The sequence below is a fragment of the Bradyrhizobium sp. USDA 3364 genome, assembly GCF_054056355.1.
Genome location: NZ_JBSRYG010000002.1, coordinates 4279656 through 4292059, shown reverse-complemented (window position 1 = coordinate 4292059; position 12404 = coordinate 4279656). Strand labels below are relative to the sequence as shown.

Sequence of the window (12404 nt, the reverse complement as noted above, 5' to 3'; positions counted from 1 at the left end):
ACGCCCTTCCCTTCGATTGGCAGCGCTCGTCCGTCGCCGCCGGTTGATCGTGGCGGGGACCATAAGTTCTATTTTAGAACTGTCAATATGATATTTGTCATGTAATAGGTCATGCGAAGGCATCCTATTGAAATTACGTCAGTTCTGTTTTAGAATTTTATTTATACTGCCGTCGCAGATTGCTGGAGACGCCGATGAAATGGGATGCTCTCGAGGAGGAGCCGTGCTCGCTAGCCCGCACCGTGGCCGTGATCGGCGACCGCTGGAGCCTGTTGATCCTGCGCGAATGCTTCTTGCGCATCCGCAGGTTCGATGACTTCCAGGCGTCGCTCGGGATCACGCGGCATCTGCTCGCCGACCGGCTGAAGAAGCTCGTTCGATTCGGCGTTCTGCGCAAGATACCCTATCAGGAAGCGCCGAAGCGCTACGAGTACATCCTGACGCAGAAGGGACTCGACCTCTATCCGATCATCATGTCGATCGTGCACTGGGGCAACATCCACATGGTCGACGCGCGCGGCCGGCCGATGCTGCACGAACACAAGACTTGCGGGAAGATGTTCGACCCCGTCATGGTCTGCTCGGAATGCGGCGAGCCGCTGAGCGCGAAGGCCGTCCACGTGCATCCGGGTCCCGGCGCGCGAAAATCCTCACCCGTGCATGCACGGGCGCAGGAGCGGACCAAGAAGGGCGCGAGGCCCGCTTAGCTCCTGATACCCATCTCAGCTCTGCAGCGACGCGCGAGTTGCCTCGTCTCACATGATCCCGTGCTTCCTGAGCAGCGCCTGCTCATCGCCTGTCACCCAACCGAATATCCTCGGCTGTGCGTCGTGCGTCTGCACAAGGTAGTGGACGTCGAAATCGATCGTAACATCCGGCTGGCTATCGCGGACATAGGTCGCCGTCCACGCGACATGGGTCATGCAATGGCCATCATCGATCGGCGAGATTTTCAGATCGCGTATCTGCATCGCCTTGGTTCCGATCGATCGATAGTGGGCATATCCCTGACTCATGGCCTGCATGAGCTTCTCATCATTCTTCCCCGTCATGATTCCATGCGGGGATGCGGCGATGAACTCGGCGGCATAAAATGAGCGCACCTCGTCCATGTTGACGTCGCCAACAAGAGCCTGCCCAAAGCATCGTTCGTACCGTTCGAATAGCTTCCTTACGTTGGCCTCCATGGCTATCTCCCATCGTCGGCGATCTCCTGGCAGCCGCAAACAAGGCGGGCCGTTCGACCCATCTCATGCAAGCCTATTTCACCAGCGTCGCGCCCGTTTCCGGATGCTGCAGCCAGCCGAGCAGCGCCTCGTGGAAGCGCGCCGGCGCCTGGATCTGCGGTGAATGGCCGAGGTCGGGGAATTCGATCAGCTGCGCACGCGGAATCCGCTTCACGGCTTCCTTGCCCAGCACCGGATAATTGCCGAGCGTCTTGCGGATCTCGGGCGGCGCGGTGTCCTTGCCGATCGCCGTGGTGTCCTTGTCGCCGACGAACAGCAGCGTCGGCGGCTTGATCTGCTCGAACTCGTAGAACACCGGCTGGGTCGCGATCATGTCGTAGAGGCGCGCCGAGCTCGACGCCACGGCGGCGCGGCCCTCGCCGCGATACATGCCGGCCAGCATCTGTACCCACACCTCGTAGGACGGATCCCAGGTGTCGGCATAGTAGGTGGCGCGCTCATAGGCGCGGATGCTGTCCGCGGTGACGCGGGTCTCGCGCTGCATCCAGCCGTCGAGGCTGAGCCACGGCACGCCCCTGGCCTTCCAGTCTTCCAGGCCGATCGGATCGACCAGCACCAGGCGGTCGGTGGCGTCCGGATACATCAGGGCGTAGCGCATCGCCAGCATACCGCCGGTCGAGTGGCCGACCATGATCGAGCGCTCGATCCCGAGCGAGGCAAGCAGCGCGCGGCTGTTGCCGGCGAGCTGCTGGAAGGTGAACTGATAGCGTTCCGGCTTACTGGATTTGCAGAAGCCGATCTGATCCATCGCGATCACGCGATAGCCGGCGCCGCTGAGCGCCTTGATGGTGCCGTCCCAGGTCGCGGCACAGAAATTCTTGCCGTGCAGCAGCACCGCGGTCTGGCCGTTCGGCGTCGCCGGCTTGACGTCGAGATAGGCCATGTCGAGCTCCTGCCCCTGCGAGCTGAAGCGATAGTGCTGTACCGGATAGGGATATTCAAAACCCTGCAACTCCGGTCCATAGGTCGGCTCGGCGGCCGATTGCGCTGACGCATTCGAGGCACCGAACGCGACGGTCGCAGCGACGGCAAGATAAGACAGGGTTTTCAAGTGCATCTCAGCGGGTCCGATATCAGGGGCGATCTCGTGATGCCGTAGCCGAACGGCCGGCCGCCATCCAGCACCATCAGATGATTTGTTCGTGATCCGCCTATGAAATTACGCCGGATCGAACGCCCGGATCGGCGGCAGATTGCCGTTGAAACGCTCCACCTCGACGGTGGTGAGCTGTCCGGTGCAGCCCTGCGCGAAAGATGACGTGCCGATGTCGCGCGTCAGCACGTTCGGATTACCATGCACGCAGAGCGGCGCCTCGTCCTCGGGGTCCATCGGGTCGTACCAGGCGCCGGTCGGCAGCTGAACCACGCCGGGGGCGATGCCGTCGGTGACATGCACCGCGGCGAGGCAGGCGCCGCGCGCGTTGAAGATGCGGATGATGTCGCCGTCGGCGATGCCGCGCGCGGTGGCATCGCGCGGGTTCATGCGCGCGACCTCGCGGCCGCGATGCTTGGCGTCGAGCGAGTGACCGCCGAAATCGAGCTGGCTGTGCAGGCGCGTCACCGGCTGGTTGGCGACGAGATAGCACGGCGAGTCAGGCTTGGGCGTGTCTGATTTCTCGAGCCAGACCGGATGGCCCGGGCAATCGGCATCGCCGTGATCCGCGATCTTCTGCGAGAAAATCTCGATCCGCCCGCTTCGTGTCGGCAGCGGGCGGGCGACCGGGTCCTCGCGGAAGCGGCGCAGCGTGCCGCCGTCGTCGAGATGCTGCGGCACCACCAGGCTGCCGCGCGCCCAGAACTCATCGAAACTGGGCGATTCGAGGTCACGCGCGGCGAGCGCCTTGCGGGTCGGCTCGTAGAGATGTTCCAGCCACCCTCGCGACGTGCGGCCTTCGGTGAAGGGCTCGCGGGCGCCTAACCGCTCGGCGAGATCGGCGAAGATGTCGTAGTCGTCGCGGGCGAGGCCGAACGGCTCGGCGATCCGGTGCATCGCGACCATCAAGGGATCGTTGGTGGAATAGCCGATGTCCTCGCGCTCCAGCGTCATGGTCGAGGGCAGCACGATGTCGGCGTGGCGCGCCGTGGCGGTCCAGGCGAGTTCGTGCACGACCAGCGTGTCGAGCCGCGCAAACGCCTTGCGCAGGCGGTTGAGATCCTGGTGATGGTGGAACGGATTGCCGCCCGCCCAATAGACCAGGCGGATGTCCGGATAGGTCCGCGTCTCGCCATTGTAGCGATAGCTGGTGCCGGGATTGAGCAACATGTCGGCGATGCGCGCCACCGGAATGAAGTCGGCGACGCCGTTCTTGCCCTGCCCGAGCGTCGGTCCGGGCACCGCGTTGACGCGGCGGCCGTAATAGCCGATCGCGCCGAGCGAATAGGCATAGCCGCCGCCCGGCAGTCCGATCTGGCCGAGCGCCGCGGCCAGCACCATGCCCATCCACACCGGCTGCTCGCCATGCTCGGCGCGCTGCAAGGAATGCGAGACGGTGATCAGCGCGCGCCGCCCGGCGAGCCGGCGAGCCAGCGCCTTGATCGTGCCGGCATCGATGCCGCAGATCGAAGCGGCCCATTCGGCGCTCTTCGGCACGCCATCGCTCTCGCCGACGAGATAACGCAGAAACACCGGCCAGCCCTCGGTGTAGCGATCGATGAAGGCCTGATCGTGCAGGCCCTCGCCGACCAGGGTGTGGACGATGCCGAGCATCAGCGCGGTGTCGGTGCCGGGCACCGCCGTGATCCATTCGGCGCCGGCCTCGACGGGCAGATCGTCGCGCAGCGGGCTGACCAGCACGAATTCGCAGCCGCGCCGGTGCGCCGCCTCCATCGCGCCGCGCTCGACATGCTTGCTGATCGAGCCGCCGGCCACCATCGAGTTCTTCAGCGCCATGCCGCCGAATGCCAGCACGATGTCGGTCTCGGCCGCAATCTGCTCCCAGGTGACGTTGCGCTTGGTGATGTCCTCATAGCCGGTGAGGATCTGCGGCAGCAGCACCGAGGACGCGCCCGAGGAATAGGTGTTCACCGAGCGGACATAGCCGCCGAGCGCGATGTTGAGGAAGCGATGCACCTGGCTCTGCGCGTGATGGAAGCGGCCCGCGCTGGACCAGCCGTAGGAGCCGCCGAACACCGCGCCCGGGCCGATCGTGTCGCGGATCCGCGTCAGCTCGCCGCCGAGCAGATCAAGCGCCTGCTCCCAGCTGACCGAGACGAACTCATCGCTGCCGCGGCGATCGTCGGGACCCGGACCGCGCTGGAGCCAGCCGCGGCGGATCGCAGGCTGAGCAATGCGCGCCTGATGGCGCAGCGCGCCGGGAAAATTGTCGATGATGCGATTCGGATCGGGATCGCCGGCATAGGGCCTGACCTCGAGACCAGCTGGGCCGAGCCGCGCCGAGAACGCGCCCCAATGCGAGGTGTGCGGCTTGAAACCATCGGACAGATCGAGGCCGGGATCGGGGTAGCCAATGGTCTCGCTCATTCAGCGGCGTCCTCAGATGCGGGGTTCGAGCCCTGTCACAAAGATGTCGTCAGTATAACGATCCGCACCCCGATGTCTGCGGATACAGGGTTGCGGGACGCGCAGGCGGCCACGCGCACGGGACCGGTGAGCGCAGACGTCGCACCGAGCCTTACCGGCCGCATCGCTGCCGACGGTGGCGGAACTCGCCGCCACAGGTGCGCGCGGCCAAAAACTCGAAAACAACCCCATGCAAAGGAGCAGGCCCGCTGCCGGCGTTCGACCGGGCGGCTTGACACGTCGGGCAAATCAGGGGCATATTTCCAATATTCCGAAATCGTGTAAGCGCCGCTTAAGCGCCCCTCGCCCGCAACAGCGGGCTCACCGGCTGCGATTGCGGCCGAACATCCTCAACCCACATCGACATCGCACCGGCGCCCGCAGCGAGCGATCGCCTGCGCGCGTGCCGCGCGTATTCCAGGGAACATCGACATGACCACTGCACCCGATCTCGCCGTGCCGACGATGGCCGCCGCACTCCCGCGCATAAAACTCTCGCGGCGCGGATACGCCATCGATCACCCCGACCCAAAACTCGGCGAAGCGCTGATGGCGAACGCGCTCGGGGCCGCCGATCGCGACGCGATGGACGGCATCCTCAGGCAATTGGTCAGGGCCAGCGTGAACGGCGGCAAGCCCTGCGAGGTCAACCTCGCCTTCATGATCTCGATGGTGAAGAGCATTGGCCCGCGGGATTCCGTCGAGGCCATGCTGGTGGCGCAGATGGTTTCGGTCCATGTGATGGCGATGCGATGTGCCCAGCACCTCGCGCATGCCGACGACCTCGCCCAGCACGACAGCGCGGCGCGCGCACTCGGCCGCCTCGCCCGCACCTTCCCCGCCCAGATCGAAGCGCTGAACCGCTACCGCAGCCATGGCGAGCCCGCCGTCACCGTGCAGAACGTGAAGGTGGAGGACGGCGGCAACGCCATCGTCGGCAACGTCACCCAGCATGCGAGCGTGATCGTCTCCGGCGAGGCCCCGACGCCTGCGGGACGGACGCCGAAGGCGGCGCGCGCCAGGCGAGTGCCCGATCCCGCCGAGGCCGGGCAGGATGCACGGGCGTGAGCGGCTACATCAACACGACCGGCCCGATGCTGGCGAGCCCGCGTTGTGGCGCCAGAACCCGCTGCGGCGGCGCGTGCCGTTCGCCGGCGGTGCGCGGCAAGACGCGCTGCCGCATGCACGGCGGCGCAAAGGGATCCGGCGCGCCGAGGGCCAACCGCAACGCGCGCAAGCACGGCCTGTTCACTGGGGATGCGATCGCCGAGCGACGGCAGATTCGGGCGTTGCTGGGAGAAGCGCGGCAGTTGCTGAAGGGAATGAGATTTCGGCCATGACGGCGTCGTCCACTTGGTGGACCGGAGAGCGCTGACTATCGCGGCATCGCCCTAGTTGGGTCCAAAAATCATGTAGAGCAGCATCGTCCCCACAACGGCGGTCCAGCCGATCGAAGCTGCAATGGCCCACACCTGTATCGGCATTGGAGGATCCCTCCGCAAATTCAATGCAGCAAAATGAAATGAAGCAAAACGAAGAGGTCGCTGGCGCTGACAGCGACCTCTTGGACCCGATCTCAAATGAACATCTTGGAAATACAATCGCCGCCGAAGGTCCGTCATCATTAGAGAACGAATCCGCGGGCCGGTGAAGAGCAAACACGCCCGGTCCCCAGCGGAACAATTGCAACGTTGCGAGAGCGACACACTTCCCTCAGGCTGAGCGAGCAATCCCTGTCGAACGGCCGGTTACGACGCCGGCGCTACACCGCCACGATGAGCATGGGCCTCTTGCTGCGGCGGAATCATTTCCCGTAGCTTCCCGGTACAGCCAGCGCGCCTCGATTGCCAAATCCCGCGCATGCCCACGACAGACAGCCATGGAGGCGTCGCGTTCAGCGTGACGTGAGCGCGCGTTTCACTCAGTGTGGAACTTGACGCCGACCCATCCGCCCTTGCGCCATACCACATGGCACAACCAGGTCTTGCTCGGTGGAATGATGAGGGTGAACTGATCGGGTAGCTCGGAATCCTGGTCTGCCCACAAGGCGGCGCCATCTTCTGTGATGTCCCGCACGGTGCAGCACAGCGACAGGTCGTCAAACCTGATCAAGGCATCATCCAAGGACGGATTACGCGCAGACTTTCGTCTGTCGGGAAGGATAACCATTCCGTGCCCATCAATAAATCATGCAAATCTGATTGATGCTCTGTCAGAAAGATTGCGTTTCCACTAACGAAGCCCTGATGCGGCGCCGCGCGCCAAAGCCCGACAAGCCATTTCAGGCTCTGCGCCGATTGGATCGATCCTTCCCCCGCCGGCGGCGCGGCCTGTCACGACGTCTCTGGGGAGGATCAAGCGGTCTTGCCACCTCCGCCACCGGCTTTATTGCAGGCTCGCTGGATTGCAGATCGGCGACTGATCGACGCGGTGGCTCTATCCGATTGGCAACCGCCGCCTCGAGCGCGGCGATGAATTGCCGCCCCTCCTCGGAGATTTCCCAGCCTTGGTGATCGCGGAGAACGTATCTGGCCGAGAAGATATTCAGATCCGGCGCATGCTGAGCCAAGCGCTTCATGCGATCGGTCCAGTCTTTGCCGCTGGTCATCAGGATTTCGACGGCGTGCCGGATTTCGGCAACGGAGGCACGTCCGGCGGACTGGCCGGCCAGCACTTTCAAGACGGTCAGTTGGAAGGACACTTCCACGTCTCCGGTCTGGCAAAGAATAGTCTCGGCGAGGCCGGTTAACATCCGGTCAAATTTCGCCCTTGTCGCCGGACAATTGGCGCAATGGATCAAGCACTCTGACCGGGATCAATGACACGGCGAAGTTAACCTGAACCGGACTGGATAATTCGACGGCCGGAGTTCCCGAATTAACCTGATCGCGCAGCATCAAGCTTAACGCGCGAGTTCGTTTGCTTTAACGCGGGCACCGATCAAACATCAGCGTACCGGATATTGCCGTCCATCCGGGTCCACCATGGCGAAGTTGTCGCGCCACGATATTCGGTGTGGCGACTTCGCTCCTGGCGGGCACCAACTGTCGCCTCCTCTTCGCCTCGACAGCCGATGCACTGGGGCCACCGGCATCCGCGGCGCGGACGCCGAAGGTCGCGCCCTCGAGACGAGCACATGATCCCGCCGATGCCCAGCAGGACGCACAGGCATGAGTCGTCGCATCAGAACGACCGGCCCGATGCTGGCGAGCCCGCGCCGCGGCGCCAGGACGCGTCGTGGCGGCGCGTGCCGCGCGCCGGCGGTGCACGGCAAGACGCGCTGTCGCATGCACGGCGGCGCAAAGGGATCCGGCGCGCCAAAGGCAAACCGCAACGCGCGCAAGCACGGCCTGTTCAGCAGGGATGCGATCGCGAGCGATGGCAGATTCGGGTGTTGCTGGGGGAAGCGCGGCAGGTGTTGGAGGGGATGAAGTGACCGCGCTTCGCAAATTGCGGCGCGCAACGCCATGAAGCATGAGACGATGCCGAAGCACCACATAAAGAAGTAGATCGCAACCGGATCGACGGTCGTTCGCCCAAAATCCTCAACGACCAATGGGCCGCCGGGCGTGAAATCCCGGCAGCCCATCCTCGCTAATGGATCACAAGGGCTGCGGCGATGCCGAACGCCGTCAGCGTTGCAACGGCCAAACTCATCAGGGTTATTGCTACAGGTCTGGGCATGACGATTAAACCCGCTGGCGCAGTGAAGGGTTGCCGGTTGCCGATATCGCCGCGCGCCGCGAAGCCGACAACGCGCCTGGTCGCGGCCCCGCGAGCAAAGATTTAGGTTCTGGTCGGTCAGCGCATGAAGGCCAGGATCAGCGCAATGGTGACCAGCGCGTAAGTGCTGGTCACGGCGATGCCCAAGTACAGACGATCCATTGCGGCCTCCTGACCTCAAGGCGCCGCCCCCGCGCTATCAACCTAGCGCCCGCTCCGCCGCCGGGCAGTTGGAATTCCGGGTCATGGTAGATCTACGGGCCGTCCATCCGGACTAGCCCCTGTAAGCCGCTGGCGCCAACCCTATGGGCCCTTTGCACCCGACTGAGGGAGTAATCCCCTCTCTCCAACAGCCGGACTGTTGGGCTTATCACCTGAGCTTCGGCTGACGAGCTTCTACAGGCAGCACGAACAAGACGTACGCATATTGCACGACCACCGCGCTTCGAGTCCTTTGCCATGACTCGCGCCGCGTTTGCGGGGACGTCATATCGGCCAGTACGTCCGCTTGGAAGCAACGACGATCCAGCGCCTTCGCCACGCCCGCATCGATGAGCAGTTTCGCCGCCCTGAGCGCCGACTGCGTCGTCCCCACTTCTGCCGACCCGTGCTGTAGATGCCTTCGAGCCCTCCGGCGAACGGCCTGACGCAGTGCCTTGACGCCTGACCGGCCAGATAATAGATGATGATCATCATACGCAAAAACAACCCAGAAACTCCGGGAGTTCGAGGACCGGCCATGCCGGCAAGAGCGCCACAGGAGCACCATGCGTCGAATTATTGTGACGGGCCTGGGGACGGTGTCCCCGCTGGGCTGTGGCTACGGTGACAGTGCACTTAACTCGCTCGTAGTCCCAAGCGTATTGTGATGGGTAGATTGCGTGCACTGTCACCTTAATTCCTAAGCATGCCCGCAGCGGATGCATCGTAGGCTAGAGCTCGGATGGTCCTTTGTCACTGGACCGGCGACGGGACCGCCGGGCGGAAAGCCGAGCCATCGCCGCCGGGGCAGCGACGGCCGCATGCGCCGTGCGATGCTTCGCAACATTCTCCGACAGCGTCCTACTCTTCCGGCGCAGCTCTTCGATCGTGGTCCGGTTCTCCGGCCTGCGAGCGCGCACGCGGGAGATTGCCGGTGCGGTGCGCGGCGAAGGATCGGACGGCTCGGGCGGCAGTTCCGAAAGCCGCGCGGCGCTGGCGCAGAGCAGGAGAAACAGCGCGCGCTGCGCCTTGTACCTCGCTCCGGCCTGACTGCATTCCGAGCCGCACATGATGGCATGTCCGCCGGTGCCGCAGACGGCCCATTTCCACCTGCCGCGTCCGCGCCGCTTCAGCTCGATGTCGAACGCCGCGAAGCGCCCGTCGCCGGTCATGCCGCGAACCGATCCGGCAAGCCGCCCTGGAGCTCGTCCAGCAGGCGCTGCTCGCGCTCGATCCGGCTTCGGTAAAGTTCGCACTCCTTCTCGGTCGTCGCGCTCGCGAGCAGCAGGCGATAGTGGCCGATGACCTTCTCGCTGCCGCGGATCAGCAGGTCGCGGAGGTCGGTCATGACGATGCCTCCGGGCTCGACGTGGGGCCAAGACCTTTCGGCAAGGTAAACGCGACGGGGAAGGTCCCGGAAACGAGCGCCTCAACGGCGGCCTGCTCCTCTGACAGACGCCGTTCGACGAACTGGCGCTCGAGGTCCGACAGCCTCGTCTTCAGCAGGCGTCGATAGCGGTGGATGTTGTTGCGGTGGGTGCGGATGCGGGCAATATCTTCATCGAACATCATCGTCACTCCAGACGGTCGTCGTTGTCCTTTTCGGGTTCGAAAAACCGGAAGCGAATTCCGGTGCGGGAAAATTTATTCAGGGCGCTCTCGCTGTCAAGCGCGTGCCGCCGCCTTGCGCGCGAGTCCTTAACGGCGGGCATCGCGGAGCGCCATGCTGCGGCGCGGCGTCCATGTCATCAAAAAATTTGCATCGAAAAATCTGGCGTCAAAAAATTTTTGCGTCTCCTCTTGAATCGGCTTGTCGTTTTTCTAAGTCATTTTTCGCCGCGAGAGCGGTGTGCCGGCCGCCTTCCGGGGTCCGGCGCGGGCGCCGGGCGGGCGGTCTTGCGACCTGCCGTCTTGCGCTCCTTCGTAACCAACTTGCTCTTTGGAGGACTTGGTATGAGGACCACCTTCGACTTCGCGCCCCTGTGGCGCTCCACCATCGGCTTCGATCATCTGGCCGGCCTCGTCGACAGCGCGCTGCGCCAGGCGAGCGAGGACAACTACCCGCCCTACAATATCGAGCGCTCCGGCGAAGACCATTACCGGATCTCGCTTGCGGTAGCGGGCTTCGGCGCCGAGGACATTACCGTCACAGCCGAGCAAAACGCGCTGACCATCGAGGGCAGGAAGCCCGAGAAGGCTGCAGCCGAATATCTGTACCAGGGCATCGCGGCGCGCCCGTTCCGGCGCGTGTTCAACCTGGCCGACTATGTCCAGGTCAAGCAGGCCTCGTTTAGGGATGGACTCCTGATCATCGACCTGGTCCGCGAGGTGCCCGAGGCCATGAAGCCGCGCAGGATCAACATCGCGGCCGGCGGCACCTCCTCGTCGCAGATCGAGCAGAAAAAGGCGGCCTGACCGCGCAGCCGAGGCAACGGTGGAACGCGGCGCGCCGATGCGCGTCCGCGCTCCCTCGCCCCATGCATGAAGGAGAGAAGACATCTGAAGGAGAAGAGCCATGGCAATTCGTGATCTCGTTCCCTGGTCGAGAAACCAGGAGTTCGCGCCCTCGCGCGGCAGCTACGATCCGTTCATGACGCTGCACCGCGAGATGAACCGGCTGTTCGACGACGCCTTCCGCGGCTTCGGCGCGCCAAGCCTGTCCCCCCTGATGGAAGGGCGGTTCGGCTGGCCGCAGCTCGAGGTCAGCGACACCGACAAGGCGCTGACGATCTCGGCCGAGCTTCCCGGCATGACGGAGAAGGACGTGCAGATCGAAATCGCGGGCGGCGTCCTGACCATTCGCGGCGAGAAGAAGGACGAGCGCAAGGACGAAGGCAAGCACTTCACCGAGCGCACTTACGGCGCCTTCGAACGGCAGATTGCGCTGGACGGCGTCGAGGAGGACAAGGCCGAGGCCTCGTTCAAGAATGGCGTCCTGACCATCTCGCTGCCGAAGTCCGAAAACCCGCGGGCGGGCGTCAAGCGCATCGCCATCAAGACCCAGTGATGCGACCACGGGCGGCGGCATCTGCCGCCGTCCGATCCAAACCATCCCCTCCGGAAAGGAGCGTAAAAGGAGGCAAGCAATGACCGACGCCAACACGAACTCCGGCAAACTCCATCCCCTCTTCCACCCGGCCGCGCACCACGCGTCGCCGGACGAGGTCCTGAACGACGGGGAGCTCTCCGCGCCCGAAAAGCGGATCATCCTGTCATCTTGGGCGTCCGACATGTTCGCGGTCGAATCCTGTCCCTCGCTGCGCGAGATTCCGGGTATGGATCATCCAATCCGGCTCGCCGACATTCTTGCGGCGCTGCGCCGCCTCGACGGCGAGGACGACGATCCGCCGCGGCCCGGCGGCGTTCCGATGCGGCTGCGGCGGCCTTGGGCCGCCGCGTTGCGGAAAACACAATGATGTTCACGCAAGCCGTTCTGACCATGCTGCTGCTCGGCAATTCGGCGGCGGCGTGGATCGTGCCCTTCCTCGTCCTCATCGGCGGAACCGAAGCCGCCCAAACGCGGTGAACGTCGAGTCGACGCTTTACGGCCGAGAGGGCCTCTTGCCCTTGCTGTGCAGGCAGGAGCGCGCTCGTCTCTCAGACACCTACGCCCACCGGGCGGAGCCTCGACCAGTGATGCCGATACAATGCGTCGAAGCAACACAGATTGCCAAGGAGCCGGAATCGCTGGACAGCCCCCTACGTTGGACGCG

At 64.2% G+C, this 12404-nt stretch carries 15 protein-coding genes; 7 read left to right on the top strand and 8 right to left on the bottom strand.

From position 1 onward, the window contains the following. The first annotated feature begins 194 nt into the window (after positions 1 to 194). Complete coding sequence (locus ACVILL_RS20280; protein ID WP_456730673.1) at positions 195 to 707, top strand: winged helix-turn-helix transcriptional regulator; 513 nt, start codon at positions 195 to 197, stop codon at positions 705 to 707. 48 nt (positions 708 to 755) lie between these two features. Here ACVILL_RS20280 and ACVILL_RS20275 read toward each other — a convergent pair whose 3' ends face one another. The 3 genes from ACVILL_RS20275 to ACVILL_RS20265 all read right to left on the bottom strand — a co-directional run bounded on the left by ACVILL_RS20275 (position 756) and on the right by ACVILL_RS20265 (position 4728). After that, positions 756 to 1187 carry a nuclear transport factor 2 family protein gene (locus ACVILL_RS20275; RefSeq protein ID WP_456730672.1) on the bottom strand — a complete coding sequence of 144 codons (432 nt, stop codon included), beginning with the start codon at positions 1185 to 1187 and terminating at the stop codon, positions 756 to 758. 73 nt (positions 1188 to 1260) lie between these two features. After that, positions 1261 to 2304 carry an alpha/beta fold hydrolase gene (locus ACVILL_RS20270; RefSeq protein WP_456730671.1) on the bottom strand — a complete coding sequence of 348 codons (1044 nt, stop codon included), beginning with the start codon at positions 2302 to 2304 and terminating at the stop codon, positions 1261 to 1263. A gap of 102 nt (positions 2305 to 2406) precedes the next feature. Further along, positions 2407 to 4728, bottom strand: a complete 2322-nt coding sequence (locus tag ACVILL_RS20265; RefSeq protein WP_456730670.1) for a molybdopterin guanine dinucleotide-containing S/N-oxide reductase — start codon at positions 4726 to 4728, stop codon at positions 2407 to 2409. A 471-nt stretch (positions 4729 to 5199) separates the two neighbouring features. Between ACVILL_RS20265 and ACVILL_RS20260 the strand changes: the two genes are divergently transcribed. Next, positions 5200 to 5835 (top strand): hypothetical protein, encoded by a 636-nt coding sequence (locus tag ACVILL_RS20260; RefSeq protein ID WP_456730669.1) that lies wholly within the window; start codon positions 5200 to 5202, stop codon positions 5833 to 5835. Further along, a complete protein-coding gene (locus ACVILL_RS20255) occupies positions 5832 to 6107 on the top strand; it encodes an HGGxSTG domain-containing protein (RefSeq protein WP_456730668.1) in 276 nt (91 codons plus the stop codon). The genes ACVILL_RS20260 and ACVILL_RS20255 overlap by 4 nt, the downstream gene beginning before the upstream one ends. Positions 6108 to 6684: 577 nt before the next feature. Here ACVILL_RS20255 and ACVILL_RS20250 read toward each other — a convergent pair. Then, positions 6685 to 6936 carry a PilZ domain-containing protein gene (locus ACVILL_RS20250; protein ID WP_456730667.1) on the bottom strand — a complete coding sequence of 84 codons (252 nt, stop codon included), beginning with the start codon at positions 6934 to 6936 and terminating at the stop codon, positions 6685 to 6687. Between the two features lie 112 nt (positions 6937 to 7048). Beyond that, positions 7049 to 7519: a hypothetical protein gene (locus ACVILL_RS20245; protein ID WP_456730666.1), complete on the bottom strand. Its 471-nt coding sequence runs from the start codon at positions 7517 to 7519 to the stop codon at positions 7049 to 7051. A gap of 384 nt (positions 7520 to 7903) precedes the next feature. On the opposite strand from ACVILL_RS20245, the gene ACVILL_RS20240 reads away from it, so the two are divergent. Then, positions 7904 to 8203, top strand: a complete 300-nt coding sequence (locus tag ACVILL_RS20240) for a hypothetical protein (protein WP_456730665.1) — start codon at positions 7904 to 7906, stop codon at positions 8201 to 8203. Positions 8204 to 9422: 1219 nt separating this feature from the next. On the opposite strand, the gene ACVILL_RS20235 is transcribed toward ACVILL_RS20240, so the two are convergent. From ACVILL_RS20235 to ACVILL_RS20225, 3 genes are read right to left on the bottom strand one after another with little or no spacing between them, the layout of a single operon-like run. After that, positions 9423 to 9863 (bottom strand): hypothetical protein, encoded by a 441-nt coding sequence (locus ACVILL_RS20235; RefSeq protein ID WP_456730664.1) that lies wholly within the window; start codon positions 9861 to 9863, stop codon positions 9423 to 9425. Further along, positions 9860 to 10039 (bottom strand): hypothetical protein, encoded by a 180-nt coding sequence (locus tag ACVILL_RS20230; RefSeq protein ID WP_456730663.1) that lies wholly within the window; start codon positions 10037 to 10039, stop codon positions 9860 to 9862. The genes ACVILL_RS20235 and ACVILL_RS20230 overlap by 4 nt, the downstream gene beginning before the upstream one ends. Then, entirely contained in the window at positions 10036 to 10263 is a 228-nt protein-coding gene (locus ACVILL_RS20225) for a hypothetical protein (protein ID WP_456730662.1), read from the bottom strand. The genes ACVILL_RS20230 and ACVILL_RS20225 overlap by 4 nt, the downstream gene beginning before the upstream one ends. 381 nt (positions 10264 to 10644) lie before the next feature. On the opposite strand from ACVILL_RS20225, the gene ACVILL_RS20220 reads away from it, so the two are divergent. From ACVILL_RS20220 to ACVILL_RS20210, 3 genes are all read left to right on the top strand, one after another. Next, positions 10645 to 11106, top strand: coding sequence for an Hsp20 family protein (locus ACVILL_RS20220; RefSeq protein ID WP_456730661.1), 462 nt, complete (start codon positions 10645 to 10647; stop codon positions 11104 to 11106). Between the two features lie 100 nt (positions 11107 to 11206). Then, complete coding sequence (locus tag ACVILL_RS20215) at positions 11207 to 11698, top strand: Hsp20/alpha crystallin family protein (protein WP_456730660.1); 492 nt, start codon at positions 11207 to 11209, stop codon at positions 11696 to 11698. A gap of 79 nt (positions 11699 to 11777) precedes the next feature. Next, entirely contained in the window at positions 11778 to 12107 is a 330-nt protein-coding gene (locus ACVILL_RS20210; RefSeq protein ID WP_456730659.1) for a hypothetical protein, read from the top strand. Positions 12108 to 12404: the final 297 nt, after the last annotated feature.